Source organism: Roseovarius sp. MBR-79 (assembly GCF_053628555.1).
Map to the genome: position 1 here is coordinate 192,817 of NZ_JBRJGP010000002.1, position 25,878 is coordinate 218,694.

25 protein-coding genes are annotated in these 25,878 nt (G+C 66.4%); 8 read left to right on the forward strand and 17 right to left on the reverse strand.

Annotation, left to right across the window (positions count from 1 at the left end):
- Window positions 1–5 precede the first annotated feature (5 nt).
- A complete protein-coding gene (locus tag ACSSV8_RS02755) occupies window positions 6–833 on the reverse strand; it encodes a fumarylacetoacetate hydrolase family protein (protein WP_454281435.1) in 828 nt (275 codons plus the stop codon).
- Window positions 834–930: 97 nt separating this feature from the next.
- Here ACSSV8_RS02755 and ACSSV8_RS02760 point away from each other — a divergent pair, with 97 nt between their 5' ends.
- Window positions 931–1,926, forward strand: coding sequence for a ligase-associated DNA damage response exonuclease (locus ACSSV8_RS02760; protein ID WP_454281436.1), 996 nt, complete (start codon window positions 931–933; stop codon window positions 1,924–1,926).
- Window positions 1,923–3,515, forward strand: a complete 1,593-nt coding sequence (locus ACSSV8_RS02765) for an ATP-dependent DNA ligase (protein ID WP_454281437.1) — start codon at window positions 1,923–1,925, stop codon at window positions 3,513–3,515. The genes ACSSV8_RS02760 and ACSSV8_RS02765 overlap by 4 nt, the downstream gene beginning before the upstream one ends.
- Here the strand turns inward: ACSSV8_RS02765 and ACSSV8_RS02770 are convergent.
- Complete coding sequence (locus ACSSV8_RS02770) at window positions 3,512–4,459, reverse strand: hypothetical protein (RefSeq protein WP_454281438.1); 948 nt, start codon at window positions 4,457–4,459, stop codon at window positions 3,512–3,514. The genes ACSSV8_RS02765 and ACSSV8_RS02770 overlap by 4 nt on opposite strands.
- A 142-nt stretch (window positions 4,460–4,601) precedes the next feature.
- Between ACSSV8_RS02770 and ACSSV8_RS02775 the strand changes: the two genes are divergently transcribed.
- Window positions 4,602–6,416: a M3 family oligoendopeptidase gene (locus ACSSV8_RS02775; RefSeq protein WP_454281439.1), complete on the forward strand. Its 1,815-nt coding sequence runs from the start codon at window positions 4,602–4,604 to the stop codon at window positions 6,414–6,416.
- Between the two features lie 96 nt (window positions 6,417–6,512).
- Here ACSSV8_RS02775 and ACSSV8_RS02780 read toward each other — a convergent pair whose 3' ends face one another.
- Both ACSSV8_RS02780 and ACSSV8_RS02785 read right to left on the reverse strand, forming a co-directional pair.
- On the reverse strand, window positions 6,513–6,881 hold the full coding sequence (locus ACSSV8_RS02780) for a hypothetical protein (RefSeq protein WP_454281440.1): 369 nt from the start codon (window positions 6,879–6,881) through the stop codon (window positions 6,513–6,515).
- 3 nt (window positions 6,882–6,884) lie between these two features.
- Window positions 6,885–7,205: an arsenate reductase family protein gene (locus ACSSV8_RS02785; RefSeq protein ID WP_454281441.1), complete on the reverse strand. Its 321-nt coding sequence runs from the start codon at window positions 7,203–7,205 to the stop codon at window positions 6,885–6,887.
- A 164-nt stretch (window positions 7,206–7,369) separates the two neighbouring features.
- Between ACSSV8_RS02785 and ACSSV8_RS02790 the strand changes: the two genes are divergently transcribed.
- Window positions 7,370–7,576 (forward strand): cold-shock protein, encoded by a 207-nt coding sequence (locus tag ACSSV8_RS02790; RefSeq protein ID WP_354537118.1) that lies wholly within the window; start codon window positions 7,370–7,372, stop codon window positions 7,574–7,576.
- A gap of 16 nt (window positions 7,577–7,592) precedes the next feature.
- Here ACSSV8_RS02790 and ACSSV8_RS02795 read toward each other — a convergent pair whose 3' ends face one another.
- From ACSSV8_RS02795 to ACSSV8_RS02810, 4 genes are all read right to left on the reverse strand, one after another.
- Window positions 7,593–7,883, reverse strand: a complete 291-nt coding sequence (locus ACSSV8_RS02795; protein ID WP_354537119.1) for a hypothetical protein — start codon at window positions 7,881–7,883, stop codon at window positions 7,593–7,595.
- A 95-nt stretch (window positions 7,884–7,978) separates the two neighbouring features.
- Window positions 7,979–8,989 carry a dihydropteroate synthase gene (folP, locus tag ACSSV8_RS02800; RefSeq protein WP_454281442.1) on the reverse strand — a complete coding sequence of 337 codons (1,011 nt, stop codon included), beginning with the start codon at window positions 8,987–8,989 and terminating at the stop codon, window positions 7,979–7,981.
- Window positions 8,989–9,915 carry a dihydroneopterin aldolase gene (locus ACSSV8_RS02805; protein WP_354537121.1) on the reverse strand — a complete coding sequence of 309 codons (927 nt, stop codon included), beginning with the start codon at window positions 9,913–9,915 and terminating at the stop codon, window positions 8,989–8,991. The genes folP and ACSSV8_RS02805 overlap by 1 nt, the downstream gene beginning before the upstream one ends.
- A 379-nt stretch (window positions 9,916–10,294) precedes the next feature.
- Window positions 10,295–10,525: a YdcH family protein gene (locus ACSSV8_RS02810; protein WP_354537122.1), complete on the reverse strand. Its 231-nt coding sequence runs from the start codon at window positions 10,523–10,525 to the stop codon at window positions 10,295–10,297.
- Between the two features lie 126 nt (window positions 10,526–10,651).
- Here ACSSV8_RS02810 and ACSSV8_RS02815 point away from each other — a divergent pair, with 126 nt between their 5' ends.
- Window positions 10,652–11,584, forward strand: a complete 933-nt coding sequence (locus ACSSV8_RS02815) for a hydrogen peroxide-inducible genes activator (RefSeq protein ID WP_354537123.1) — start codon at window positions 10,652–10,654, stop codon at window positions 11,582–11,584.
- Between the two features lie 54 nt (window positions 11,585–11,638).
- Here ACSSV8_RS02815 and ctaD read toward each other — a convergent pair whose 3' ends face one another.
- The 3 genes from ctaD to htpX form a co-directional block, all read right to left on the reverse strand.
- Window positions 11,639–13,312, reverse strand: a complete 1,674-nt coding sequence (gene ctaD, locus ACSSV8_RS02820) for a cytochrome c oxidase subunit I (RefSeq protein ID WP_354537124.1) — start codon at window positions 13,310–13,312, stop codon at window positions 11,639–11,641.
- 206 nt (window positions 13,313–13,518) lie between these two features.
- On the reverse strand, window positions 13,519–15,465 hold the full coding sequence (gene thrS, locus ACSSV8_RS02825; RefSeq protein WP_454281443.1) for a threonine--tRNA ligase: 1,947 nt from the start codon (window positions 15,463–15,465) through the stop codon (window positions 13,519–13,521).
- A gap of 107 nt (window positions 15,466–15,572) precedes the next feature.
- The gene (htpX, locus tag ACSSV8_RS02830) at window positions 15,573–16,433 is read right to left on the reverse strand and encodes a zinc metalloprotease HtpX (RefSeq protein WP_454281444.1); all 861 of its coding nucleotides are present in this window, start codon (window positions 16,431–16,433) and stop codon (window positions 15,573–15,575) included.
- Window positions 16,434–16,506: 73 nt separating this feature from the next.
- Between htpX and ACSSV8_RS02835 the strand changes: the two genes are divergently transcribed.
- Together ACSSV8_RS02835 and ACSSV8_RS02840 are read left to right on the forward strand one after the other, a co-directional pair.
- Entirely contained in the window at window positions 16,507–17,154 is a 648-nt protein-coding gene (locus tag ACSSV8_RS02835) for a sulfotransferase family 2 domain-containing protein (protein WP_454281445.1), read from the forward strand.
- A gap of 110 nt (window positions 17,155–17,264) precedes the next feature.
- Window positions 17,265–18,284 (forward strand): type I glyceraldehyde-3-phosphate dehydrogenase, encoded by a 1,020-nt coding sequence (locus ACSSV8_RS02840; RefSeq protein ID WP_454281446.1) that lies wholly within the window; start codon window positions 17,265–17,267, stop codon window positions 18,282–18,284.
- Here ACSSV8_RS02840 and ACSSV8_RS02845 read toward each other — a convergent pair.
- Window positions 18,266–19,636, reverse strand: coding sequence for a class II 3-deoxy-7-phosphoheptulonate synthase (locus ACSSV8_RS02845; RefSeq protein WP_354537129.1), 1,371 nt, complete (start codon window positions 19,634–19,636; stop codon window positions 18,266–18,268). The genes ACSSV8_RS02840 and ACSSV8_RS02845 overlap by 19 nt on opposite strands.
- A 172-nt stretch (window positions 19,637–19,808) precedes the next feature.
- Between ACSSV8_RS02845 and ACSSV8_RS02850 the strand changes: the two genes are divergently transcribed.
- Window positions 19,809–20,810 (forward strand): GlxA family transcriptional regulator, encoded by a 1,002-nt coding sequence (locus tag ACSSV8_RS02850; protein WP_454281447.1) that lies wholly within the window; start codon window positions 19,809–19,811, stop codon window positions 20,808–20,810.
- A gap of 61 nt (window positions 20,811–20,871) precedes the next feature.
- Here the strand turns inward: ACSSV8_RS02850 and ACSSV8_RS02855 are convergent, their stop codons facing one another.
- The 5 genes from ACSSV8_RS02855 to ACSSV8_RS02875 all read right to left on the reverse strand — a co-directional run bounded on the left by ACSSV8_RS02855 (window position 20,872) and on the right by ACSSV8_RS02875 (window position 25,864).
- Window positions 20,872–21,960, reverse strand: coding sequence for a PQQ-dependent sugar dehydrogenase (locus tag ACSSV8_RS02855; protein WP_354537131.1), 1,089 nt, complete (start codon window positions 21,958–21,960; stop codon window positions 20,872–20,874).
- A gap of 107 nt (window positions 21,961–22,067) precedes the next feature.
- A complete protein-coding gene (locus tag ACSSV8_RS02860) occupies window positions 22,068–23,048 on the reverse strand; it encodes an ABC transporter substrate-binding protein (protein ID WP_454281511.1) in 981 nt (326 codons plus the stop codon).
- A gap of 45 nt (window positions 23,049–23,093) precedes the next feature.
- Window positions 23,094–23,942 (reverse strand): ABC transporter permease, encoded by an 849-nt coding sequence (locus ACSSV8_RS02865; protein ID WP_354537133.1) that lies wholly within the window; start codon window positions 23,940–23,942, stop codon window positions 23,094–23,096.
- Window positions 23,942–24,805: an ABC transporter permease gene (locus tag ACSSV8_RS02870; RefSeq protein WP_454281448.1), complete on the reverse strand. Its 864-nt coding sequence runs from the start codon at window positions 24,803–24,805 to the stop codon at window positions 23,942–23,944. The genes ACSSV8_RS02865 and ACSSV8_RS02870 overlap by 1 nt, the downstream gene beginning before the upstream one ends.
- A gap of 249 nt (window positions 24,806–25,054) precedes the next feature.
- On the reverse strand, window positions 25,055–25,864 hold the full coding sequence (locus ACSSV8_RS02875) for an ABC transporter ATP-binding protein (protein WP_454281512.1): 810 nt from the start codon (window positions 25,862–25,864) through the stop codon (window positions 25,055–25,057).
- Window positions 25,865–25,878 lie beyond the last annotated feature (14 nt).

The window sequence follows — 25,878 nt, forward strand, 5'->3', positions numbered from 1 at the left end:
CCGCCTCAGCCTCCTGCCTGCACCCTCACATGTTGCTCGCCCAGCCCGGTGATGCGCAACACCATCTCGTCGCCGTCTTTGAGGAAGCGCGGCGGCTTGTGCCCCATGCCCACCCCCGGTGGCGTGCCCGTGGCGATGATATCGCCCGGCTCGAGCGTCATCAGGGTGCTGAGATAGGCGACGATCTCGGCCACGCCGAAGATCATGCGCGACGTGTTGCCGGTCTGCATGGCCGCGCCGTTCACCTCGGTCACAAGCTCGAGCGCCTGCGTGTCCACCTCGTCGGGCGTGACAAGCCATGGCCCGACCGGCGCGAACGTGTCCGCGCTCTTGCCCTTGGTCCATTGCCCCGAACCTTCGAGTTGCAGCGCGCGCTCGGAGACATCGTTGAAGATGGTGAACCCCGCCACATGGGCCATCGCCTCGGCCTCGGTCACGTATGTGGCGCGGGTGCCGATGACGATGCCAAGCTCTACCTCCCAGTCGCCCTTCTGCGCGCCGCGCGGCAGGATCACCGGATCGTTCGGACCATTGAGCGCCGTGATCGCCTTGAGAAAGACCACCGGTTCCGTCGGCGGCTCGGCCCCGAGTTCGGCGGCGTGATCACTGTAGTTGAGGCCGATACCGACAAGCTTGCCCACGCCCGCCACCGGGACGCCGAGGCGCGGCGCGCCCTCGACCAGCGGCAGCGTCTCGGGATCGACGCGCGGCAGGTTGCCCAGCACCGCGCCCGCCAGATCGGGCACCACGCCCGACAGATCCCTGAGCCGCCCCGCGCCGTCGAGCACCGCGGGCCGCTCCTCTCCCCGCGCACCATATCGTGCAAACCGCATCGCCTGTCCCTCCGTCTTGCGTTACCTGCGCACCATATCCCGCCCGCGCCCCGGCGCAAGGGCTGGCCCCGCCTGCGCGCCGCGCTAGGATTGTAACATGGTCCTGACGCTCACTCCGAACGGCCTTTATTGCCCGGCCGGCGATTTTCACATCGACCCCTGGCGCCCGGTCGCGCGGGCGCTCATTACCCATGGCCATGCCGATCATGCACGCGGCGGGCATGGCGCCTATCTTGCCACCGATATTGCCGCGCCCGTGATGCGCCACCGGCTTGGCGCACTCACGCTGGATACGATCCGCTATGGCGAGATGCGCCGGATCGGCGCGGCGCGCGTCTCGTTCCACCCCGCAGGCCATGTCCCCGGATCGGCGCAGATCCGGGTCGAGGTGGCGGGCGAGGTCTGGGTCGTGTCGGGCGATTACAAACTGGAGCATGATCCGCTCTCGACCCCGTTCGAGCCAGTGCGCTGTCATCAGTTCGTGACCGAATGCACCTTCGGCCTGCCGGTCTTCGACTGGCCGGACCCCGCCGGGGTGGCGCGCGACATCAACGCATGGTGGGCTGCCAACGCCGCCGAGGGGCGGTTTTCGCTGCTTGGCGCCTATGCGCTTGGCAAGGCGCAGCGGGTGCTTGCGATGCTTGACCCGAGCATCGCGCCGATCCTGACGCATGGGGCCATCGAGGCCACCAACGCGGTGCTGCGCGCACAGGGCTTCGCCCTGCCCGAGACCCGCCATGTCACCCCCGAGACTGACCTGCGCGCTTGGCAGGGCGCGCTGGTTCTGGCCCCGCCGGGCGCGCTGGCGGGGCCGTGGGCGCGGCGCTTCCGTCCCGCCTCCACCGCGCTGGCAAGCGGCTGGATGCGGCTGCGGGGCGTGCGCCGCAGGCGCGCCGCCGACCGTGGGTTTGTCCTCTCCGACCACGCCGACTGGGCGGGTCTCAACCGCGCCATTGCCGAAACCGGGGCAGAGACCATCCATGTCACCCACGGCTATACGGAGGTCTTCGCCCGCTGGCTCTCCGATCAGGGGTATGACGCGCGCGTGCTGCGCACCGAATTCACCGGCGAGACGCTGGAGGAGGAGGCATGAAGGCGTTCGCCGCACTCTTCGCCACGCTCGACCAGACCACGCGCACCACGACCAAACTCGCGGCGCTGGCCGGGTATTACCGCACCGCCCCCGACCCTGACCGCCTCTGGGCCATCGCGCTTTTCTCCGGCCGCCGCCCGAAACGCGCCATCACCACGACGCGCCTGCGCGAATGGGCCGCCGAACGCGCGGGCATCCCGCTGTGGCTCTTCGAGGACAGCTATGCGGTGGTGGGCGATCTGGCCGAGACCATCGCCCTTGTCCTGCCGCCGCCCTCGACCTCCCATGACGCGAGCCTTGGCGCATGGATCGACCACCTGCGCGCCCTGAAAGACGCCGATGACAGCACCCGCAAGGCGCAGGTGCTGGCGGCCTGGGAGGGGCTAGAGCCGCTGGAACGTCTGGTCTTCAACAAGCTCATCACCGGCGGGTTCCGCGTCGGCGTCAGCGCCGGGCTGATGACGCGCGCGCTGGCGCAGGCCACCGGGCGCGACCCGGCGGAACTGGCGCATCGGCTGATGGGCGACTGGTCACCCGACAGCACCACATGGGCCGATCTGATCGAGAGCCATGACCCCGGCGACAGCCTGTCGCGCCCCTATCCCTTCTGCCTTGCCTACGGGCTGGAGGAAGCGCCCGAGAGCCTTGGGCCGCCGGATGACTGGCTGGCGGAATGGAAATGGGACGGCATTCGCGGACAGGTGATCGCGCGGGGCGGGCAGGTCTTTATCTGGTCGCGCGGCGAAGAGTTGATGACCGACCGCTTCCCCGAACTGGCCGATTTGCGCAGGCTCTTGCCCGACGGCACCGTGATCGACGGCGAGGTGCTGGCGCATGACGGCACCGCCCCCCTGCCCTTTGCCGCGCTTCAAAAGCGGATCACCCGCAAGACCGTGCCGAAGAAACTGCTGACCGAGGCCCCTGTGATCCTGATGGCCTATGACCTCTTGGAACAGGATGGCCGCGACCTGCGCGCCCTGCCTCTTGCCGAGCGCCGCGCACGGCTGGAAACCCTCGTGCGCGCCCTGCCGCCCGAAGCCCCCCTGCGCCCCTCGCCGACGATCCCCTACACCTCATGGACCGATCTGGTTGCCATCCGCGCCACCGCCCGCACCCACCGCGCCGAGGGGCTGATGCTCAAGCGGCGCAGCGGCCCCTATCACGCGGGCCGCAAAAGAGGTGACTGGTGGAAATGGAAACTCGATCCGCTGACCATCGACGCGGTGATGATCTATGCGCAGGCGGGCCACGGGCGGCGCGCCAATCTCTATACCGATTTCACCTTCGCGGTCCGGGACGGCGACACGCTCTTGCCCTTCACCAAGGCCTATTCCGGTCTGACCGATGCCGAGTTTCGCCAGATTACCGCATGGGTGCGCAAGAATACGCTGGACCGTTTCGGCCCGGTGCGGCAGGTGCGCCCCGAACAGGTGTTCGAAATCGCCTTCGAGGGCATACAGGCCAGCCCGCGACACAAATCCGGCGTGGCGCTGCGCTTTCCGCGCATCGCGCGCTGGCGTCGGGACAAGCCGCCGACCGAAGCCGATACCCTTGCCGACCTGCGCGCGATGCTGGCGCTTTTCGGTTAGGAGCAGCCCCCGTCGAGCAGCACGGATGTGCCGCGAATCCCGGTCACGCTCAGCGAACAGCCGCGCCCGACGATCGTGACGCTCCGCCTCTCGCCGACGCCGACAAGCTCGGTCTCAAGCCCGTTGATCGCCAGCCGCGCCCGGTCGCCGATCGCGCCCGAAACGAAGACCCGCAACAGCCCGTCGCCCAGAATGGCCATCTCGCCGGGAGAATAGGCCGTGCCGAGCGCATCGCCCCCGCCCGCGTTGTCGCAATCCGAGACAAGCCGCACGCCGTCCGCCCCGACGCCCGCAAGCCCGAGGCGGCAGGCCCCGCCCGCGTGACTGACCACCAACGTTTCGCCCACCGAAAGATCCGAGGTCGCGCCATTGACCGAGAGCCGCGCCGCGCCCGCCCCGGCGTCGAGCCGCTGCACGAAGGCCCGCACCGCGCCGCCCGCAAGCACAAAGGTTTGCCCCACGCCGCGCGCCGCGCCGGCGTCGCTCAGCCCTTCGATGTTCGCGGCGTGCGACGGGGCCGCCGCAACCTCCGGCGCGGGGGCAGGTTCCGGCGCGGGCCGCGCGTCAAGCGCGCCACGCAGCGCCGCCACCTGCTCCGAGGCGGTCTCGGAAATGCGCGCGCCAAGATCGGCGGCCACCCCCTCGATCCGGCCTTCAAGCGCACCGAGACGCGCGCCAAAGGCCGCCATGGCCTCTTCGGTCACGGCAACCGCGTCCCCGGCGGTGCCCGTCACCGCCGTCTCCAGCGCCGCGAGACGGTCCGACAGACCGGCGAGCACGTCCTTGTCCCCCTGCGCCGCCTCGGTCACCGGTCCCATGGCGCGCTCCACGCCGGTGCGCACCTTGCTGTCGATCGCCGAGAGCGACAGAAGCGATCCGAGCAAAAGCCCCACGACGCCACCGCCAACCCCGACCGCAACCGGGTTCTTCAGAATGTCAGACATGATCCAATCCTCCCTTTTGCACAGGATGTTAAAGGGATTCGCCGCGTTCGGGCAGATTTTTTCATGCCTCTCGACCCCGGCGCATATACATCCGCCCGCCCGCGCGCTACCTCTGCGGCAAAGCACTGACAAGGAGCGTGACATGACCGTGAAACCCGTCTTTGACGCCAATACCGCCTCGGGAGGCAAGGATCTGGGCCGTCTGCCGGAATGGGACCTGAGCGACCTCTACCAGAGCCCCGACGCGCCTGAACTGGCGCGCGATCTGGACTGGCTGCGCGGTGCCTGCGCGGATTTCGCCAGTGATTACGAGGGCAAGCTGGCGGATCTCGACGCCGCCGGATTGCTTGACTGCCTGCACCGCGACGAGGCGATCAGCCGGGTGGCAGGGCGGATCATGTCCTATGCGGGGCTGCGCTATTACCAGCAGACGACCGATGGCGCGCGGGCCAAGTTCCTTTCGGATTGTCAGGAGAAGGTGACGACTTACACCACGCCGCTGGTGTTCTTCTCGCTGGAACTGAACCGGCTGGACGCGGCGGCGCTTGACGCGATGTATGCCGCGAACGCCGATCTCGCGCGCTATGCTCCCGCGCTGCGCCGTATCCGGGCGATGAAGCCGCATCAGCTCTCGGATGAGCTGGAAAAGTTCCTGCACGATCTGGGCGTTGTCGGCGACGCGTGGGAGCGGCTTTTCGATGAGACCATCGCGGGGCTTTCGTTCAGCGTCGATGGCGAGGATCTGACCATCGAGGGCACGCTCAACCTGCTGACCGACCATGACCGCAGCAAACGCGAGGCGGCCGCGCGCGAACTCGCGCGTGTATTCGGCGAGAATATCCGCACCTTCGCCCGTATCCACAACACGCAGGCCAAGGAAAAGGAGGTGCTCGACCGCTGGCGCAAGATGCCGACCGCACAGACCGGGCGACACCTGTCGAACGATGTCGAGCCGGAGGTGGTCGAGGCGCTGCGGGGCGCGGTCGTGGCCGCCTATCCGCGCCTCTCGCACCGCTATTACGAGCTCAAGCGCAAATGGCTGGGCCTTGAGCGGATGCAGGTCTGGGACCGCAATGCGCCGCTGCCGATGGAGGAAACCCGCCTCATCGGCTGGGAGGAGGCGCGCGAGACGGTGATGGCCGCCTATGCCGGTTTCGCCCCCGAAATGGCCGATCTCGCCGCGCCGTTCTTCGAGAAAGGCTGGATCGACGCGGGCGTGAAGCCGGGCAAGGCGCCGGGGGCCTTTGCCCATCCCACCGTGACCGATGCGCACCCTTATGTGATGCTCAACTATCTGGGCAAGCCGCGCGACGTGATGACGCTGGCGCATGAGCTGGGCCACGGCGTGCATCAGCGGCTGGCGGCCCCGCAGGGCGAGCTTCTGGCCTCCACCCCGCTGACCCTGGCCGAAACGGCAAGTGTCTTTGGCGAGATGCTGACCTTTCGCCGTCTGCTCGCAGGGGCGAAGACCGAAGCCGAGCGCAAGGTGCTCCTGGCGGGCAAGGTCGAGGACATGATCAACACGGTCGTGCGCCAGATCGCCTTTTACGATTTCGAGTGCAAGCTGCATGCCGCGCGCCGCGAGGGGGAACTCACGCCCGAGGACATCAATGCGCTCTGGATGTCGGTGCAGGCCGAGAGCCTGGGCGAGGCGTTCGACTTCATGGACGGGTATGAGACCTTCTGGGCCTATATCCCGCATTTCGTCCATTCGCCCTTCTACGTCTACGCCTATGCCTTCGGCGATGGCCTCGTGAACGCGCTTTATGCGGCCTACGAGGCCGCGCCCGAGGGCTTCGAGGAGAAATATTTCGACATGCTGCGCGCAGGCGGCTCCAAGCACCACAAGGAATTGCTCGCCCCCTTCGGCCTTGACGCCAGCGACCCGGCTTTCTGGGACAAGGGGCTATCGATGATCGAAGGCATGATCGACGAGTTGGAGGCGATGGAGGGTTAAAGACGCCCGACGCCCTGGCAAAAGCGCACAGACCGCCCGGCCCGACTTGACAAGGTCGGGCGGGCCATCACCCGGTCACCGGCCCGGCCCGCCTTTTCAGAAATGCGCCTTCGGCTCATCCGGTTTGCCCGCGGCCAGCGCCAGCACCCCGGCCAGTCCCGTCATGCCGATGGGAAACATGGTAAAGACGCCAAAGCCGAACGCGACATACATCAGCCCCGCCGACACGAGCAGCAACACGCCGCCCCAGAGCGCGCGCATCCGGGCCATGGCCCCGCCCGCAATCGCAAGCAAAGGGGCCATGAAGCTTGCCGTGCGGATGAGCGCGGGGTCACGCACCTGATGAAGCAGCCCCTCAACCTCGCCATAGCGGCCCACCACCTCGGTATAGCCGTAGCTGAAGAAGCCCACGAGCACCGCAAGACAGCCACCGATCACCCCCAGAACCATCGCCGCGCTGCGCATCGCCTATCCGTCTCCCAAAAGGGCGTCCTGAACATCCTTGCCCCAGCCGAGATAGAGCCGCCCCCCCGCCTCGATCAAGGGGCGCTTCATCAGCGCGGGATGCGCGGCGATGAGCGCCAGCGGATCGCCCGCCCGCTCCGCCTCGCTGAGACCGCGCCATGACGTCGATTGCCGGTTCACCAGCGCGGCCCCGAACCGATCATGCGCGGCGCGTGCGACATTTTCGGGCAGCCCATCGGCGCGGACATCGCGAAATTCAGCATCTCCAAGGGATTTCAATGCCTTGCGGCAGGTATCGCAGGTTTTAAGTCCATAAAGGATCATCGCAAGCCCTCGTATCCGGCCCCCCTCTTAGCGCGCCGCGCCCGGCCCGTCACGGGGTTTCGCTTGATTTTTACAATGGCGGTGCAATCATCGGGCCATGCGCCTGCGACCTGGCGCATATGGCCCGGCATACTTCCGGGGACGCGCAGACGAAGGAGAGCGGCATGCCGACAGGCACCGTGAAATGGTTCAATACCACAAAGGGCTACGGATTTATCGCCCCCGATGACGGCGGCAAGGACGTGTTCGTGCATATCTCGGCGGTGGAGCGGTCGGGGCTCACCGGCCTTGCCGACAATCAGAAAGTCGGGTTCGAGCTTCGCGACGGCCGCGACGGGCGGCAGATGGCCTCGGACCTGCGACTGCTCTGAGAGCGGCCCCGCGCGCTCAGTTGCAGCCCTTCGACCCCGGCGGGCAATCGTCGTAACGCGGGCGCGCGCTGCGGGCCACATGGTGAATGCGCGTGCTCACCGGGTGGCGCATGGCCTCCTGATAGCTTTGCGCCTGATTGGGCACGCCGCAGCAGATGGTGCCGTTGATGCTCACCGGTTGAAGCCCGGCAGGGCAGAAATTCGCCTTGCTGTCATAGGCATAGACGCGCGGCCCCTGCGCAAGCGCGGGTGCTGCCAGACAGGCAAGCGCCAGCGCGGTCATGATCTTCGCGGAAAACGGACGCATGAAACCCCCTCAACTACGGTTAATCCGCCGCGATGGTAAGCGATGCGCGGCCCCTGTCAATTTCCAAATCGGCAACACAGTGTTTGCAAAACAACTCAAGCCTGCGGGGCGCATGTCACCGCTTGCCACATGTCGCGCGCGGCGCGGGTCTCGGCCACGTCATGCACCCGCAGGATCTGCACCCCCTGCCCGATGGCCAGCACCGCAACGGCAAGCGAGCCGGGAACGCGGTCGGCGGCGACGGGCGTTCCGGTCACATCGCCGATGAACCGCTTGCGCGACGCCCCCAGAAGGACGGGGCACCCCAGACCGTGAAAGAGCGACAGGTTTTGCAAAAGCCGCAGATTGTGGCCGCGCGTCTTGCCAAAGCCGATGCCGGGATCGACGGCGATGCGCGCGCGTGGAATGCCAAGCGCGATCAGCGCCTCGACACGGGCTTCAAGCCAATCGTAGACGTCAAGCACCACGTCGTCATAGCGCGGGTCCTGCTGCATCGTCTCGGGCGTGCCCTGGGCGTGCATGACGCAGACCGGCAGCGCGTGCAGCGCGGCGAACGGCGCGAGCGCGGGATCGAAGGTAAAGCCCGCCACATCGTTGACCATGTTGGCCCCTGCCCGCACTGCCGCACGCGCGACCGCTGTCTTGCGGGTGTCGATCGAGATGGGCAGGCCGATCTCGGCGCGGATGGCTTCGATCACCGGGGCGGTGCGGGCGATTTCATCGTCGAGCGGCACCGGCGCGGCACCCGGTCGGGTGGATTCGCCGCCCACGTCGAGAATGGCCGCGCCGCTTGCGGCCATGGCGCGGGCATGGCTCAGCGCCTGCGCGGGATCGAAATGCCGGCCGCCATCGGAAAAGCTGTCCGGGGTCACGTTGAGGATGCCCATGATCTGCGGCGCGGTCATCTCGAGCGAGGCCAGGGGCGCACGCGGCGTGATGAGGCGGGTCCGCACCGCCTCGGGGAGGTCGCGCGCGGGCATGAGGCGCGGAGCGGCGTCGCGCGCAAGCACCTCGACCGTATCGAACCAGCACCAGCCGCCCGCGAGCGACAAGGCACCCTCGGGGCGGGCGGGGCCGGTTTGCGGCAGGGGGCGGTAATAGCCCATCAGAGACCAGACCGCGCGATATCCTGAAGGATCACCGGCACGGCGCTGGCGGAGGGCGGCGGCGCGCCGATCAGGAGCAGGTCCGACGCCTCGATATGGCCCGCGAACCACGCGGCGAGATCGACCGGATGCCCGGGGCCGTTTCTGGGGCCATCCACCGCGTCGAGCACGATCTTGGAGGGTGCCCAGACGCTGATCTGGCCGTGTTTCATGGCCCAGTCAAGCTCGGTCCGGGTGGCGACCACCACGCAGCGGTCATCGCGCCCGGCCAGAACCCAGGCGTTCTGTTCAAGCGCCAGCAGATCGACGCGGCGCTGTGTCATGCGGTGGCCCGTGCGGGGGGCGGGCGCATCGGGATGACCCACGCACAGGATCACCGGCTCGGCGCGCGCCTGAAGCTGATCGAGCCAGCGCCCGAGATTGGGCGAGGCGATGGCGGCATTGGTGAGGTAGACGACATGCGGATGGGGCGTGGTGTCCGGCAGGGGCGTGGCGCGGGTCGCCAGATCCGCGACAGAGCGCACGATCTCGACCCCGAGCGCGCCGGGGCCGCGATCCAGCTTCTCGATGCGCACGAAACAGCGCATCGCCTGCGGTTCGCTCAGGATACGCGCGGCGATGCGTTCGGCCAGCGTCTCGAGCAGGTTGAGTCGTTCCTCGGCAAGCGCCAGGGCAATCGCCTCGGTCACCCGGTCATAGGACAGGATGCGGTCCACATCATCCGAGAGCGGGGCGTCGGGCGGGCGCACCTCGACCACGATGTTGAACGAGACCCGCTGTGTGGTGCCGCGCTCGGCCTGAAAGGCACCGATCTCGACCTCGACCACGTGATCGCGCACGGAAATGCGGTCAAGCGGGCCGTCCGGCTCGGTGGCGCGGGCGCGGGCGGCGGGGTGCTCGAAGGCAAGGCGGATTTCATGGCTCATCGCGGCGGTCCTGATGCGTTGCCCGCCTTGGGTAACACGGGGCACGGGGCGCGGGAAACCGGGAAAGCGACGCATGAGGCGGGGCGAGCGGCAGCAACAAGGCCCCCCCGGCAGGACCGAGGGGGCAAGTTGCGCGAGCGCGGGCAGATTTGGGGTCGGGGCCGGGCCTGTCGCTCTCCCCGATTGGCGACAGGCCCGGAACGAGCGCCGGTTTATCCCTTGTCGAGCGGCGGTTGGCCTCTGGCGGACCGCTCCGCCGTCTCGGTCAGGGCGTCTCGCAATTCTTCGAGACGGGCGCTTTGGAAAAATCGTGTGGACATCAGCGCGACGTAGAAAAACGGCATTGACCTTGCCTTTCCATGAGTGGTGGCGGCGCGCATCAACCCGCGCGGGCCGTATCGGGGGCGATCCGACCAAGGATGGTTCGGGTCACCGCGATGGCGTCTTTCAGCCCGAGCTTTTCCTGCTTGAGCCGCTTGAGCCGGGCCATGTCGGGCATCGGGCGCTTTTCCTCGGCGAGGATGCGGGCATCCACATCGCGGTGGCGACGGCGCAACGTGGCCATGCGCGCCAGAAGCGAGCGGGGGGAAATCTTTCTGTGGGTTATCATTCTCGTCTCCCGTCTGTGGTGGTGAACCTCTGTTGTGCCACCGAGATAAGGTCTGACAGAGCGAGGAAAATACAATTGAATGATAATACTTGATCGTCATATCCTATCAAACAATGGAGGCGCGACATGAGCGATGACATCACCCTGCGGCAGTTGCGCTATTTTCTCGCGCTGACCGAGACCGGCCATTACCGCAAGGCGGCCGAGCGTGTCGGTGTCAGCCAGCCCTCGCTCAGCCAGCAGATCCTGCGGCTGGAGGGGGCGCTCGGGCTGGCGCTGGTGGAGCGGGGGGCGCGCGGCGCGATCCTGACACCGGCGGGGCGCGAGGTGCTGGCGCAGGCGCGCCGCGTGCTCGACGAGACCGAGGCGCTGGCGGCACTGGCCCGGGCAAGCCGGGAGGGCGAGACCGGCACCATCCGGCTTGGCGCCAGCCCCACGCTCGGGCCCTATTTCCTGCCGCATGTGGTGGGGCCGTTGCGGCGCGACCATCCGGGGGTGAAGCTCTTGATCCGCGACGCAGCACCGCTGGTCTTGCAGGAGGAGTTGCTTGAGGGAAAACACGATCTGGTATTGGCGCAACTGCCGGTGCGCTCGGGCGATCTCATGGTGACGCGGCTGTTCCGCGAGCCGCTCAAGCTGGCCGTGGCGCAGGATCATCCGCTGGCAGGGCGCGGCACCGTGGCCGATGGTGATCTTGCCGGCCTTGATATTCTTGCCTTGCCGCCGGGCTATCTGCTGCACAGCCAGATCGCGGCGCTCTGCGAGGACGTGGGTGCGCGGCTGCGGCAGGATTACGAGGGCACGAGCCTTGATGCGCTGCGGCAGATGACGGCGCTCGGCATGGGCGCAAGCTTTCTGCCCGCGCTCTACGCCTTGTCCGAGGTGCGCCCCGAGACCGGCGATGTCGCACTCCTGACCTTTCGGGATGACCGGCTCACGCGCTCTGTGGGGCTTGCATGGCGACGGCGCTCGGCCCATGGCGCGCTGATCGCGCGCATTGCCGGGGTGATCCGCAGCGTCGCACAGGGGCGCTTTGCCGGGATATTGCGCATGGAGTGACGCAAAAGGCCCCGGCTGTTGCCGGGGCCTTTGGTGGTCATGCTCAGCCGTGGCTCAGTGCGCGTGCTGCTTGTCCCAGTCTTCGCGCTTGGGGAGCGTCTCGAACGTGTGCTCCGGCGGCGGCGAGGGCAGCGTCCACTCCAGCGTGTCGGCATATTCGTTCCACGGGTTTGGCCGCGTCTCGCGTGCGCCGCGAAGCAGCGTGTGGATCACCAACCCGAAGAAGAACACGAAGCTGGCGAAGGAAATGAACGCGCCCACCGACGACCACCAGTTCCAGACCGCAAACGCCTCGGGGTAGTCGATATAGCGGCGCGGCATGCCCTGACGACCCAAGAAGTGCTGCGGGAAGAAGGTCAGGTTCGCCCCGATGAACATCGCCCAGAAATGCAGCTTGCCTGCCCATTCCGGGATCATGCGCCCGGTCATCTTGGGGAAGTAGAAATAGATCCCCGCGAAGATGGCGAACACGGCCCCAAGGCTCATCACGTAGTGGAAATGCGCCACGACATAGTAGGTGTCGTGATAGGCGCGGTCCACGGCGGCCTGGCTCAGCACGATGCCGGTGACGCCACCCACGGTGAAGAGGAAGAGGAAGCCGAAGGCCCAGAGCATCGGCGTGCGGAACTCGATCGAGCCGCCCCACATGGTCGCGATCCAGCTGAACACCTTCACACCCGTCGGAACCGCGATGACCATTGTGGCCAGCATGAAATAGCTCTGCTGGCTGAGGCTCATGCCGACCGTATACATGTGGTGCGCCCAGACGATGAAGCCCAGGAACCCGATGGCGATCATCGCCCAGACCATCGGCAGATAACCGAAGACCGGCTTGCGCGAGAAGGTGGCGATCACGTGGCTGATGATGCCGAAACCGGGCAGGATGATGATATACACCTCCGGGTGGCCGAAGAACCACAGGATGTGCTGATAGAGGATCGGATCACCGCCGCCCGCCGGATCAAAGAAGGTGGTCCCGAAATTGCGGTCCGTCAGAAGCATGGTGATGGCACCCGCCAGAACCGGCAGCGCCAGCAGGATGAGCCAGGCAGTGACGAAGATCGACCAGGCAAAGAGCGGCACCTTGAAGAGCGTCATGCCCGGCGCGCGCATGTTCAGGAAGGTGGTGATCATGTTGATCGCGCCAAGGATCGAGGAGGCCCCCGAGACGTGGACGGCGAAGATCGCCAGATCCATCGACATCCCGCTCTCACTGGTCGAGAGCGGCGGATAAAGCACCCAGCCCACGCCCGAGCCAAGCTGACCGTTGCCGCCCGGTGCCAGAAGCGAAGCGACGCCAAGCGAGGTGCCCGCGACAAACAGCCAGAAGCTGAGGTTGTTCATACGCGGGAACGCCATGTCGGGCGCCCCGATCTGGAGCGGCATGAAATAGTTGCCGAAACCCCCGAAGAGCGCGGGAATCACCACGAAGAACATCATCAGCACGCCATGATAGGTGATCATGACGTTCCACAGATGCCCGTTGGGGGTGCAGTCGGCGACATCGGAGGCAATGAAGCGCGCGCCTTCCATGCACATGTATTGCACGCCCGGTTCCATAAGTTCCATCCGCATGTAAACGGTGAACATGACCGAGATGAGACCGACGAACGCCGAGACGATCAGGTAGAGGATGCCGATATCCTTGTGGTTCGTGGACATGAACCACCGGGTGAAGAACCCGCGCTGATCTTCGTGTTCGTGGCCGTGAATGGCTGCGTCTGCCATTGGATGCCTCCTGCTGGTGTTGACGACGGGCGAGAAAAGCTGAGTCTCACACCCGCGTGATGCTTCCGGTTCTAAAAGGTCAGCGGCAGAGCGGCAATGCGCGAATTTGATGCAGATCAAAGAATATTGTCGCACCCAAGGCGGATGCTGCCCTGTCACCCACCGGCCCGATGCGCCCTGCCCGGACCGGACGCACCGTCAAACCGTCACGCCATATCGGGCGGTGTCGCCTCTCGGGCAAGCTCTGCCGCGACCGCGTCAAGCGTGGCGCTGCGCGTCTCCTTGACGCCCAGACGGCGCAGGGACACGCTGCGCTCCTCGACCTCGCGCAGCCCGCAGGCAAGGATCACCGGCACCTTGGCGACCGAGTGTTCGCGCACCTTGTAATTGATTTTCTCATTCCGCAGATCGGCCTCGGCACGGATACCGCGCGCGCGCAACATCTCCACCACCTCGCGCACATAGCCGTCCGCATCCGACACGATGGAGGCCACCACCACCTGACGGGGGCTGAGCCAGAAGGGCAGCCGCCCGGCATGTTCCTCGATCAAAATCCCGATGAAGCGCTCGAAAGACCCCAGACAGGCGCGGTGCAGCATCACGGGGCGATGTTTCGCGCCGTCCTGCCCGATATAGGTGGCATCCAGCCGCTCGGGCAGGACGAAATCCACCTGATGCGTGCCGCATTGCCATTTGCGCCCGATGGCGTCGGTCAGGGTGAATTCGAGCTTGGGGCCGTAAAACGCCCCCTCGCCGGGGTTCACCTTCGGCTCGATGCCCGCAGCACGGGTGGCCGACAAAAGCGCCGCCTCGGCCCGGTCCCAGACCTCGTCACTACCCGCGCGCACGTCGGGGCGGGTGGAAAACAGCACTTCGAATTCGGGGAAGCCAAGATCGCGGTAGATGTTCGAGAGGAACGCGATGAAGCGCGCGGTCTCGGCCTCGATCTGATCCTCGGTGCAGAAGATATGCGCGTCATCCTGCACGAAACCGCGCACCCGCATGATGCCATGCAGCGCGCCCGAGGGCTCATAGCGGTTGCAGGCCCCGAATTCGGCCATGCGCAAGGGCAGGTCGCGGTAGCTCTTCAACCCCTGATTGAAAATCTGCACATGGCAAGGGCAGTTCATGGGCTTGAGTGCGTTCACGGCCTTTTCCCGGGCGTGCTCCTCGTCCACCTCGACGATGAACATGTTGTCCTGGTATTTTTCCCAGTGGCCCGAGGCCTCCCACAGCTTGCGGTCGACCACCTGCGGCGTGTTCACCTCGACATAGCCGCCGCGCGCCTGCTGGCGGCGCATGTAATCCTGAAGCGTGGTGTAGATGGTCCAGCCATTGGGGTGCCAGAAGACCTGGCCGGGGGCCTCTTCCTGCATGTGGAACAGGTCCATCTCGCGGCCAAGGCGGCGATGGTCGCGGCGCTCGGCCTCCTCAAGGAAATTGAGATATTCCTTGAGCTTGTCGCGGCTCTGGAAGGCGACACCGTAGATGCGTTGCAACATCTGGCGCGACGAATCCCCGCGCCAATAGGCCCCCGCCACGCTCATCAGCTTGAAGGCGTCGGCGGGCACTTGGCCCGTGTTTTGCAGATGCGGGCCGCGGCAGAGATCCTGCCAACCCCCGTGCCAATACATGCGCAGCGGCTCGTCGCCCGGAATGGCCTCGATCAGCTCGACCTTGTAGGGTTCATTCGTCCCCTCGTAATGGGCGATGGCGCGGGGGCGGTCCCAGACCTCGGTGCGCACCGGGTCACGCGCGTTGATGATCTCGCGCATCTTCGCCTCGATGCGGCCAAGATCTTCGGGCGTGAACGGCTCGGCCCGGTCGAAATCGTAATACCAGCCGTTCTGGATCACCGGGCCGATGGTCACCTTCACATCGGGCCAGATCTCCTGCACCGCGCGGGCCATGATATGCGCCAGATCATGCCGGATGAGTTCGAGCGCAGGTGCCTCGTCCTTCATCGTGTTGATGCTGATTTCGGCGTCGCTTGTGATCGGCCATTGCAGATCCCAATGCGCGCCGCCGACATGGGCGGAAATCGCCCGCTTGGCGAGCGAGGGCGCGATGCTTTCGGCCACCTCGGCGGGGGTGGTGCCCGCCGGGTAGGCGCGCTCTGATCCATCGGGAAATGTCAGGGAAATCTGGGACATGGTCCGTCTCCTCGTCGGTCTGGCGCCTACGAAACGCCCGGTTGCGGGTTGCTTTGGCCCCTGATGGCGCGGGCCGCGCGGACTGTCAAGGCGGGGAGGTGCGGCGCTCAGGCCCAGGGACCGCGCCGCGCCCCCTGCCCGGCCATCTCGCGCAGGGCGCGGATACGGTTTTCCGGGTTGGGATGGGTGGAAAACAGGCGGTCATGGGCATGGGCATGAAGCGGGTTGACGATGAACATATGCGCCGTCGCCGGGTTGCGCTCGGCGGCGTCATTGTCGATGCGCGCGGCAAGCCCCGAGATTTTCTGCAAGGCCGAGGCCAGCCACAGCGGGTTGCCGCAGATCTCGGCCCCGACACGGTCGGCCTCGTATTCGCGGCTTCGGCTGATCGCCATCTGCACAAGGGCCGCGGCCATGGGGGCGAGGATCATCAGCGCCAGCGTGCCGATCAGGCCCATGCCGTTGCGCCCGCGCCCGAAGAACATGGCGAAATTCGCCAGCATCGAAATCGCGCCCGCAAATGTCGCGGTAATCGTCATGATCGTGGTATCGTGGTTGCGGATATGCGCGAGCTCATGCGCCATGACGGCGGCGATTTCCTCGCGGCTGAGGCTGCGCAAAAGGCCCGTGGTGGCGGCAACGGCGGCATTGGCGGGGTTGCGCCCGGTGGCAAAGGCATTGGGCTGGTCACCCTCGAGGATATAGATCGCCGGGCGCGGCATCCCGGCGGCATCGGCCATCTCATGCACCATCCGGCTGAGCGCCGCCCCCTCGGGGCCATCGGCGGGGCGGGCATTGTGCATCCGGAGCACCAGCGTGTCCGATTTCCACCACGTAAAGGCATTCATCGCCAGCGCGACGACAAAGGCGATCATCGCGCCGCCCGCGCCGCCCAGAAGCGCGCCGATCCCGAGGAAAAGCGCGGTCATCGCCGCCATGAGAACAGCCGTCTTGAGATATCCGGTCATCCCTTGGTCCCCCGTGTCCGACGCGCGCAATATGGGGGCTTTTGCGGCGGTGGCAAGGCGCTAGACTGCGGCCATGATCCTGTCGCGCGACCGCGGTTACATCTTTGTTCATATCCCCAAGACCGGGGGCACCTCTCTGGCGCAGGCGCTGGAGGGGCGCGCCATGGCGGGCGATATCCTGATCGGCGATACACCCAAGGCGCGGCGCAGGCGAGGGCGGCTGGCTCCGCTCAGGGCGCAGGCGTGCGGGCGGCTCTGGAAGCATGCGACGCTGGCCGATATCGACGGGATCGTGAGCCCGCAGGAGATCGCGGGGATGTTCACCGTCACCCTCGTGCGCAACCCCTGGGACCGGATGGTGAGCTATTACACATGGGCGCGCGCACAACGCTTCGATCATCCGGCGGTGCGGCTGGCGCGCTCGGTCGATTTTGCGGCCTTTCTGGACGACCCCATGACGCGCGCCGCCTGGGCCGCCACGCCCGCGCGCCATTACATGACCACGGCGGACGGAGAGGAGCGATGCCGCCTCTATATACGGCTGGAACGGTTTGCCGAGGATGCGGCCCCCCTCTGGGAGCATCTCGGCTTCAGGATCGACCTGCCGCGCCTCAACGCCTCGGCGCGGGGCGATTACCGGGCCTATTATACCGACCGCGACGCAGCAACGCTTGCCGCCATGGCCGCCGAGGATATCGCCCGCTTTGGTTACAGGTTCTGAGCGCCCGAATTTGATCAAATCTTGTTTCACCTCTGGTCAAGCCGGAGGCGCTGCGACAATGTCAGGCTTGTTGACCTTGCCACGTTTGATCTTGCCCGGAGGCGCGCGCCATGACCACCCCGCCCATTCGCATCGCCATCAACGGCTTCGGGCGCATCGGGCGCACGGTGCTGCGGATCCTCATGCAAGACCGGCCCGAATTCGATCTGGTTTGCATCAACGAGATCGAGCCGCTGGAGACCTGCGCCTATCTCTTTCACTACGACAGCGTTTTCGGCCCCTGGCCGGGCACCGTAGGGACGCGGCCCGGCGCGCTGGTGCTCGACGGGCGCGAGATTCCCTTCCATGCCGCGCGCGACCTCAGCACGCTGGACCTCGCGGGCGTCGATCTGGTGCTGGAATGCACCGGCATGGCCGGCGCGCGGGCGGTGGCCGAGCGCGGGCTGGCGGCAGGCGCGGCGGCGGTGCTCGTGTCGGGACCATCCGAGGAGGCCGATATCACCGTGGTGCTGGGCGCGAACGAGGACGCGCTCGGCGATCACCGGATCATCTCGAACGCGTCCTGCACCACCAACGCGCTGGCACCGCTGGCAAAGTTGCTCGATGAAACCTATGGCATCGTCAGCGGCCAGATGACCACGGTGCATTGCTATACCGGCAGCCAGCCCACGGTGGACAAGCCGCGGGGCGCGCCCGAGCGCAGCCGTGCCGCCGCCCTGTCCATGGTGCCCACGACCACGAGCGCGCAGCGTCTTACCGGGCTGGTCCTGCCCGCGCTTGCGGGTCGGATCGAGGCACGCGCCATCCGCGTGCCGGTGGCCTCGGTTTCGTGCATCGACCTGACGGTGCAGACGCGCGACACGGTCAGCGCGGCCGCCGTGAACGCCATGCTGCGCGACGCGGCAGGGCACCGTCACTGGCTTGGCTGGACAGAGGCACCGCTGGTCTCGTCGGACCTGCGGGGGAGGCCCGAAAGCGTGATCCTGAGCGGGCCGCAAACCTCGGTCTCGGTTGGCGGTCTGCTCAGGGTGTTTGGCTGGTATGACAACGAATGGGGGTTCTCGGCGCGGCTTCTCGACATGGCCGCGCTGATCGGGCAACGGGGCCGCGCTCAGCCCGCTTCGGCCTGACGCGCGCCCGCGCGGACCGCCTTGAGTTCCTCGGCCACCAGAAAGGCCAGTTCGAGCGATTGCGAGGCGTTGAGACGCGGATCGCACGCCGTGTGATACCGCGCCGAAAGGTTCTCGTCCGACAGTGCGCGCATCCCGCCGGTGCATTCGGTCACGTCCTGCCCGGTCATCTCGAAATGCACGCCGCCGGGAATGGTGCCCTCGGCGCGGTGGATGGCAAAGAACTCCTGCACCTCGCGCAGCACCGCATCAAACGGCCGGGTCTTGTAGCCCGAGGCCGATTTGATCGTGTTGCCATGCATCGGATCACAGACCCAAAGCACCTTTGCCCCCTCTTCGCGCACGGTGCGGATGAGGCGCGGCAGATGCTCGCCCACCTTGCCCGCGCCGAAACGCGCGATGAGCGTGAGCCGCCCGGCCTCGTTCTCGGGGTTGAGCGTGGCCAAAAGACGCTTGAGATCCTCGGCGGTCGTGGTCGGGCCGCACTTGAGGCCGATGGGGTTGAGCACGCCGCGCAGGAATTCCACATGGGCGCCGTCCGGCTGACGCGTGCGGTCGCCGATCCAGAGCATGTGGCCCGACCCCGCCAGCCATTTGCCGGAGGTCGAATCGTTGCGGCACAGCGCCTCTTCGTATTCCAGCAAAAGCCCCTCATGCGAGGTGTAGAAATCGACCGTGCGCAGCGTGTGCGCACTGTCGCTGTCCACACCCGCCGCCTTCATGAAATCGAGCGCATCGGCGATATGGTTGGCCATCTCGCGGTATTTCGCGGCCTTCTCGCTCTCGGTGAAGCCAAGGGTCCATTGATGCACCTGATGCACATCCGCGTAACCCCCCGTCGAGAAGGCGCGCAACAGGTTCAGCGTCGCCGCCGCCTGCGTATAGGCCTGCAACATCTTTTCGGGGTTGGGCATGCGCGCCTCAGGGGTGAAGGGCAATTCGTTGATGATGTCGCCCCGGTAGCTGGGCAGTTCCACGCCATCCACCACCTCGGTGGGCGCCGAGCGCGGCTTGGCGAATTGCCCCGCCATGCGGCCCACCTTCACCACCGGCACCTTGGCACCATAGGTCAGCACCATCGCCATTTGCAGCATGACCTTGAACGTGTCGCGGATCGCGTCGGCGCTGAACTGATCGAACGCCTCGGCGCAATCGCCGCCCTGGAGCAGGAACGCCTCGCCCCGCGACGCGGCCCCGAGCGCGCGCTTGAGGCGGCGCGCCTCACCTGCAAAGACGAGCGGCGGATACTGGCGCAAACGCTCCTCGACCCGGGCCAGCGCACCCGCATCGGGATAATCCGGCATCTGAACCCGCTCTTTCGCGCGCCAGCCGGTTTTATGCCATTCCGTCATCGTCAGTCTCCGCTTTGTCTATCGGTCGGGCCTCTCCTATAGCCGACCGCGCCAGCATAGACCATATCCCGCCCCGGTCAAAATGCGACACGAATGCGCCGGTTTCGCTTGTGAATCGCAACCGTTTCGTGACAGTGGCAAGGTATCACGCGCCGCGACGGGGAAAGAGGCCATGATACCCGAGACAGAAACCATAGAGGTGGACGCCCCCAAGGCACCGACACGCTTTGTTTTCGTGCTGCTCGATCAGTTCACGCTGCTGAGTTTCGCCGCCGCCGTGGAATGCCTGCGCATCGCCAACCGGCTCTCGGGGCAGACGCTTTATACCTGGCTGGTGACCGGCGACAGCGACGGCGAGGTGGTGTCCTCGGCCGGGGTCCGCTTTACGGTGGATGCCCCGCTCGAAGAGTTGAACCGCGACGATATCGTGCTGGTCTGCGGCGGCATGGAGGTGCAGCGCGCGGCAAACAAGCGGATGCTCAACTGGCTGCGGCGCGAGGCGCGCCGGGGCTTGCGCATCGGCGGGCTTTGCACCGCCTCCTACGTGCTTGCCAAGGCGGGTCTGCTCGATGGCAAGCGCGCCACGATCCACTGGGAAAACCACGATGCCTTTCTGGAGGAATTCGACGAGGTGAACCTCACCAAATCGGTCTTCGTCATCGACGGCAACCGCATGAGCACGGCGGGCGGCACCTCCTCCATCGACCTGATGCTCAGCCTCATCGCCGATGTGCATGGCGAAAAGCTCGCCAATGCGGTGGCCGACCAGCAGATCTATTCCTCGATCCGCACCGATCAGGACACGCAGCGCCTTTCGGTGCCCACCCGCATCGGCGTGCGCCACCCCAAGCTGAGCCAGGTCATCCAGGCCATGGAGGCCAATATCGAAGAGCCGATCAGCCCCTCGACCCTCGCGCGGGAGGTGGGCATGTCCACGCGCCAGCTTGAGCGCCTCTTCCGGCGCTACCTCAACCGCAGCCCGAAACGCTATTATATGGAATTGCGCCTGCAAAAGGCGCGCAACCTCCTGATGCAGACCGACATGACGGTGATCAACGTGGCGCTCGCCTGCGGCTTTGCCTCGCCGTCGCATTTCTCCAAATGCTACCGCGCGCATTACCAGACCACACCCTACCGCGAGCGCGGCACGCACGGGGCGCGGCTCTCGGTCTGAAAGCGGCGCAAAGCGGGGGCCAGCCCCCGCACCCCCGGGATATTTCAGGCCAGAAGAAAGATCAGCCGGGCGTGATGCGGTAGGCCGCGCCTTGGCCCACACTCAGAAACCAGATGCTGCCATCGGGGGCCTCGCGGATGTCGCGCACGCGCGCGGTCTCGGGCGACCTGAGCCGCTCGGCCTCGGTCAGGGGCGATCCCTCCAGCCGCGAGATCAGGCCGAACTTGAGCGAGCCCACAAAGACATCGCCCCGCCACCCGGGCCAGAGCGCGCCGGAATAGACGATCATCCCCGAGGGCGCGATGGACGGATCCCAGTAATGCGCGGGCTGCTCCATCCCGTCCTTGCGCGTGCCTTCGCCGATCCGCGCGCCGGAGTAATGCCGCCCGTAAGAGATCACCGGCCAGCCGTAATTCGCGCCGCGCGTCACATGGTTGACCTCGTCGCCGCCGCGCGCGCCGTGTTCGACCACCCAGAGCCGCCCCTCCCGGTCGAGCGCCGCCCCCTGCGGGTTGCGATGGCCATAAGACCAGATTTCAGGCCGGGTGCCGGACGTGTTCACGAAAGGATTGTCCGCAGGCACGGAGCCGTCCCGCGCAATCCGGATCACCGTGCCGTTCTGGTTGGAAAGGTCCTGCGCCGTGGGCCCGTCGCCCCGATCGCCGATCGTGACAAAAAGCGTGCCGTCGCCTGCCTCGACCATCCGCGAGCCGAAATGCCGCCCGCCCGAGGAACCGGGGGCCAGTTCGAAGATCACCCGGACATCCTCGAGCCTCGCCCCGTCCTGCGTCAGGCGCGCGCGCGCCACCGCCGTGCCCGCGCCGCCCGGTTGCGGCTTCGAAAAGGTCAGGAAAATCTCGCGCGTCGCGGCGAAATCGCGTGGCACCAGCACATCGAGCAGGCCCCCCTGCCCGCGCGCCGCCACCTCGGGAACGCCCGCCACCGCGCGCGACCGGCTGCCGTCCACATGCAGGAGCCGCCCGCCGCGCTCGGTAATGAGCAGCCCGCCTGCGGGCAGGAACCCGAGCGCCCAAGGCTCGTTCAGCCCCGCCACCATCCGTGTGACCGTGATCTTTCCCGCGCTCGAGTCGAGGGCCTGTGCGGGCATCGATATGAGCAGGGCAAGGCAGAGGGCGATAAGGCGGGTCATGAGCATCTCCTTATCCAGATAGGGTAAGGCGCAATCGACAGCATTCAAGATGTCCCGGTCAAAACCAGGGCCCGGCGCGCACCGGGCCCCGACCGATTGGCTGCGACTCAGTTCAGCGCAAGATCGGTGATCGCATGGGTCCAGGCCCCTTCGGGTGCGCGCGTGATCACGGGATCGGAACCGCCCGACAGCAGCGATTGCACCGTGCGCTCATAAGCGGCCGGATCGAGCGCGCCGTTGCTGCCCGAGGTGAGCTTGGCCACCTCGCTCATCATGCGCCGCTGATGCGCCTCGGTCTGCGCGCCGGTCGCGTCATTCTCCAGCACGATATCGGCGGCGGCATCGGGGTTCTGCTCGGCCCATTTCCATCCTTTCATCGAGGCGCGCACGAACCGCACCATCCGGTCGGCAAAGGCCGGGTCGGCCAGGTTCTGTTCCAGCACGTAAAGCCCGTCCTCGAGCGTGGCCACACCCTGATCCTCGTATTTGAACACCACGAGGTCCTCGGGGGCAAAGCCCGCGTCGATCACCTGCCAGTATTCGTTATAGGTCATGGTCGAGATGCAGGCGGCCTGATTCTGGATCAACGGATCGACGTTGAAGCCCTGCTTGAGCACGGTCACGCCATCCGCGCCGCCCTCGGTGGAGAGGCCAAGCTGGCTCATCCAGCTCAGGAACGGAAACTCGTTGCCGAAGAACCAGACCCCGAGCGTCCGCCCGACGAAATCATCCGTCGTGGCAACGCCGCTGTCCTTGCGGCAGGTGAGCATCATGCCCGAGGACTTGAACGGCTGCGCGATATTGACGAGCGGCAGGCCCTTTTCACGCGCCGCCAGCGCCGCGGGCATCCATTCGACGGTCACATCCGCCCCGCCGCCCGCGATCACCTGCGTGGGCGCGATATCGGGGCCGCCGGGCTTGATGGTCACGTCAAGCCCCTCCTCTTCGTAGAACCCCTGATCAAGCGCCACGTAATAGCCCGCGAATTGCGCCTGCGTGACCCATTTCAGCTGCAACACCACCTGATCCGCCGCCGCCGCCATCCCGGCCCAAAGGCCAAGTGCCGCCGCGCCCAGTGTCATTCCCATCGGTTTCATGATCGTCCTCTCCTTGTTGGTTGTGTCGTTTCTTGATTAATTTGCACGCCCGCGCTGCGACGGGTGCCAGAAGGTCACTGACCGCTCCAGCAGGGCGACCCCGCCATAGAACGCCGAACCGGCCATCGCCGCCACAACAATCTCGGCCCAGACCAGATCGAGCGCAAGCTGTCCGACACTTGTCGAGATGCGAAACCCCATGCCCTTGATCGGCGAGCCGAAGAATTCGGCAACAATGGCCCCGATCAGCGCCAGCGTGGTGGTGATCTTGAGCCCGTTGAAGACAAAGGGCATCGCAGCGGGAAGGCGCAGCTTGACAAGTGTTTGCCAGTCGCTCGCGGCATAGGTGTGCATCAGGTCGCGCTGCATCCGGTCGCTGGCCTGAAGCCCCTGAACGGTGTTCACGAGCATGGGAAAAAACACCATGATCACCACCACCGCCGCCTTCGACTGCCAGTCGAAGCCGAACCACATGACCAGTATGGGCGCCATGCCGATGATCGGCAGCGCGGCCACGAAATTGCCCACCGGCAGAAGGCCGCGGCGCAGAAAGTCGAAGCGGTCCACCGCCAGCGCCGTGAGAAACGCCGCACCGCAGCCCAGAACATAGCCCGTGAGCGCCCCCTTGATCGCGGTCTGCACGAAATCCGCCCACAGGATATGGGTCGAGACCGCAAACCGCGCGGCGATGGCACTGGGCGGCGGCAGGATCACGGAGGGCACGCCGAGGCCCCGCACGAAACATTCCCAGATCGCCAGCAGGGTCACCCCAAAGATCACCGGGGCCGCGAGGCCGGTCGCGCGGCCCGGCGGCAGACGCGCCAGACGCACATTGATCCAGAAACCGATGGCCCATGCCGTGAAACCCGCCGCGACCCACACCATCACGCCATCCCCATCCGTCGCAGCACCACCCGCTGCACCGCGCCGATGAGCGCCACAAGCCCCGCCGCCAGCGCCGCCGCCATGAAAAGCGCGCTCCATATCTGGATGGTCTGGCCGTAATAGCTTCCCGCCAGAAGCCTCGCCCCCAGCCCCGCCACGGCACCGGTCGGCAATTCGCCCACGATCGCGCCCACCAGCGAGGCCGCCACCGCCACCTTCATCGAGGTGAAGAGATAGGGCATCGACGAGGGCAGCCGCAGTTTCCAGAACATCTGCGCGGCGCTGGCATTCCAGGTCATCATCTGGTCGATCTGCATGACGGCAGGGCTGCGCAATCCCTTGACCATTCCGACGACGACCGGAAAGAACGACAGATACATCGAAATCATCGCCTTCGGCAAAAGCCCGGATATCCCCACCGCATTCAGCACCACGATGATCATGGGCGCGATGGCAAGGATCGGAATGGTCTGGCTCGCGATCACCCAGGGCATCACGCTCATGTCCATCACCCGGTTGTAGACAATGCCCACGGCCAGCGCGATGCCAAGGGCGGTGCCGAGGCCGAAGCCCAGCAGCGTGGCCGAGAGCGTCACCCAGGAATGATGGATGAGGCTGCGCCGCGAGGTGATCTTCTGCTCGACGGTGGTCTGCCACAACTCCACCGCCACCTGATGCGGCGCGGGCAGCTTGGGCTTGTCCTGAGCCCAGGTGTCCGCGACAAGCTCGACAAGGCTCAGCTCCACCCCGGCGCGCGTCGCCCGGTCCTGCGCCCAGGCCGCGTTGAGCCAGACCGCCCCGGCATACCAGATCACCAGGAGCGCGGCGAGCACGGCGAGGACAGGCAGGACCGTGCGTCTCATGACCGCCCCGCCCCGGCTTCACTGTTCCAGAAATACTCAAATCCGCCCGCGCGGGGCGAGCGCGGATTTTTGAGTATTTTAAGAACGATGAAAGGATTTCGTGGTTTCATGCCCTCGCGGTACAGGCTGGAGAGCCGATGACCGCGAACGGTGAAAAAGGGGGCCGCACCCTTGCCCAAATCGCGGGACGGTTCCGGCAGGGGGCGGGCGCCCGCTCCCGGTCGGGCCGTTGCGGGGACGGGGACGGGGTCAAGTTTCATAGGCATGACCCGCGCGCAGCCCCTCGCGCACCCGGTGCGCCACCTCGAGGAATTCGGGCGTGTCGCGGATATCAAGCGGGCGCTCGCGCGGCAGGGGGCTGTCGATCACATCGGTGATCCGCCCCGGTCGTGGCGACATCACGACGATGCGGGTGGACAGATAGACCGCCTCGGGGATGGAGTGGGTGACAAAGCCGATGGTCTTGTCGGTGCGCGCCCAGAGGTGCAGGAGCTGTTCGTTGAGATGGTCGCGCACGATCTCGTCAAGCGCGCCGAAGGGTTCGTCCATGAGAAGGATATCGGCATCGAAGGCCAGCGCGCGGGCGATCGAGGCGCGCTGCTGCATTCCACCCGAAAGCTGCCAGGGGAATTTCTTCTCGAACCCTGCCAGATCGACGAGCGCCAGCACGCGCGCCACCCGCTCCTTGATCTCGGCGCGCGAAAACCCCATGATCTCGAGCGGCAGGGAGACATTGCGCCCGATGCTCCGCCAGGGATAGAGCCCCGCCGCCTGGAAGACATAGCCGTAGGCACGCGCGCGCCGCGCCGCATCGGGCGTCATGCCGTTGACGCTGAGACTGCCGCCGGTGGGCTGCTCCAGCCCCGCGATGCACCGAAGAAAGGTGGTCTTGCCGCAGCCCGAGGGGCCGATGAAGCTCACGAAATCGCCCTTGCGGATATCAAGGCTCACGCCCTTGAGCGCATGCACCGGACCGTCACCGGTCTCGAAGGTCAGGTCAAGATTGCGCGCCGCGATCACGGCCGCGACCGCATCGCGCGCCGCGCCCTGCCCCGTCATCGCCTGCCCCGTGG

What these genes read in the sequence shown, in the direction of transcription:
- ACSSV8_RS02755 (WP_454281435.1), bottom strand. Translation starts at nt 833, where the DNA reads ATGCGGTTTGCACGATATGGTGCGCGGGGAGAGGAGCGGCCCGCGGTG.
- ACSSV8_RS02760 (WP_454281436.1), top strand. Translation starts at nt 931, where the DNA reads ATGGTCCTGACGCTCACTCCGAACGGCCTTTATTGCCCGGCCGGCGAT.
- ACSSV8_RS02765 (WP_454281437.1), top strand. Translation starts at nt 1,923, where the DNA reads ATGAAGGCGTTCGCCGCACTCTTCGCCACGCTCGACCAGACCACGCGC.
- ACSSV8_RS02770 (WP_454281438.1), bottom strand. Translation starts at nt 4,459, where the DNA reads ATGTCTGACATTCTGAAGAACCCGGTTGCGGTCGGGGTTGGCGGTGGC.
- ACSSV8_RS02775 (WP_454281439.1), top strand. Translation starts at nt 4,602, where the DNA reads ATGACCGTGAAACCCGTCTTTGACGCCAATACCGCCTCGGGAGGCAAG.
- ACSSV8_RS02780 (WP_454281440.1), bottom strand. Translation starts at nt 6,881, where the DNA reads ATGCGCAGCGCGGCGATGGTTCTGGGGGTGATCGGTGGCTGTCTTGCG.
- ACSSV8_RS02785 (WP_454281441.1), bottom strand. Translation starts at nt 7,205, where the DNA reads ATGATCCTTTATGGACTTAAAACCTGCGATACCTGCCGCAAGGCATTG.
- ACSSV8_RS02790 (WP_354537118.1), top strand. Translation starts at nt 7,370, where the DNA reads ATGCCGACAGGCACCGTGAAATGGTTCAATACCACAAAGGGCTACGGA.
- ACSSV8_RS02795 (WP_354537119.1), bottom strand. Translation starts at nt 7,883, where the DNA reads ATGCGTCCGTTTTCCGCGAAGATCATGACCGCGCTGGCGCTTGCCTGT.
- folP (WP_454281442.1), bottom strand. Translation starts at nt 8,989, where the DNA reads ATGGGCTATTACCGCCCCCTGCCGCAAACCGGCCCCGCCCGCCCCGAG.
- ACSSV8_RS02805 (WP_354537121.1), bottom strand. Translation starts at nt 9,915, where the DNA reads ATGAGCCATGAAATCCGCCTTGCCTTCGAGCACCCCGCCGCCCGCGCC.
- ACSSV8_RS02810 (WP_354537122.1), bottom strand. Translation starts at nt 10,525, where the DNA reads ATGATAACCCACAGAAAGATTTCCCCCCGCTCGCTTCTGGCGCGCATG.
- ACSSV8_RS02815 (WP_354537123.1), top strand. Translation starts at nt 10,652, where the DNA reads ATGAGCGATGACATCACCCTGCGGCAGTTGCGCTATTTTCTCGCGCTG.
- ctaD (WP_354537124.1), bottom strand. Translation starts at nt 13,312, where the DNA reads ATGGCAGACGCAGCCATTCACGGCCACGAACACGAAGATCAGCGCGGG.
- thrS (WP_454281443.1), bottom strand. Translation starts at nt 15,465, where the DNA reads ATGTCCCAGATTTCCCTGACATTTCCCGATGGATCAGAGCGCGCCTAC.
- htpX (WP_454281444.1), bottom strand. Translation starts at nt 16,433, where the DNA reads ATGACCGGATATCTCAAGACGGCTGTTCTCATGGCGGCGATGACCGCG.
- ACSSV8_RS02835 (WP_454281445.1), top strand. Translation starts at nt 16,507, where the DNA reads ATGATCCTGTCGCGCGACCGCGGTTACATCTTTGTTCATATCCCCAAG.
- ACSSV8_RS02840 (WP_454281446.1), top strand. Translation starts at nt 17,265, where the DNA reads ATGACCACCCCGCCCATTCGCATCGCCATCAACGGCTTCGGGCGCATC.
- ACSSV8_RS02845 (WP_354537129.1), bottom strand. Translation starts at nt 19,636, where the DNA reads ATGACGGAATGGCATAAAACCGGCTGGCGCGCGAAAGAGCGGGTTCAG.
- ACSSV8_RS02850 (WP_454281447.1), top strand. Translation starts at nt 19,809, where the DNA reads ATGATACCCGAGACAGAAACCATAGAGGTGGACGCCCCCAAGGCACCG.
- ACSSV8_RS02855 (WP_354537131.1), bottom strand. Translation starts at nt 21,960, where the DNA reads ATGACCCGCCTTATCGCCCTCTGCCTTGCCCTGCTCATATCGATGCCC.
- ACSSV8_RS02860 (WP_454281511.1), bottom strand. Translation starts at nt 23,048, where the DNA reads ATGGGAATGACACTGGGCGCGGCGGCACTTGGCCTTTGGGCCGGGATG.
- ACSSV8_RS02865 (WP_354537133.1), bottom strand. Translation starts at nt 23,942, where the DNA reads ATGGTGTGGGTCGCGGCGGGTTTCACGGCATGGGCCATCGGTTTCTGG.
- ACSSV8_RS02870 (WP_454281448.1), bottom strand. Translation starts at nt 24,805, where the DNA reads ATGAGACGCACGGTCCTGCCTGTCCTCGCCGTGCTCGCCGCGCTCCTG.
- ACSSV8_RS02875 (WP_454281512.1), bottom strand. Translation starts at nt 25,864, where the DNA reads ATGACGGGGCAGGGCGCGGCGCGCGATGCGGTCGCGGCCGTGATCGCG.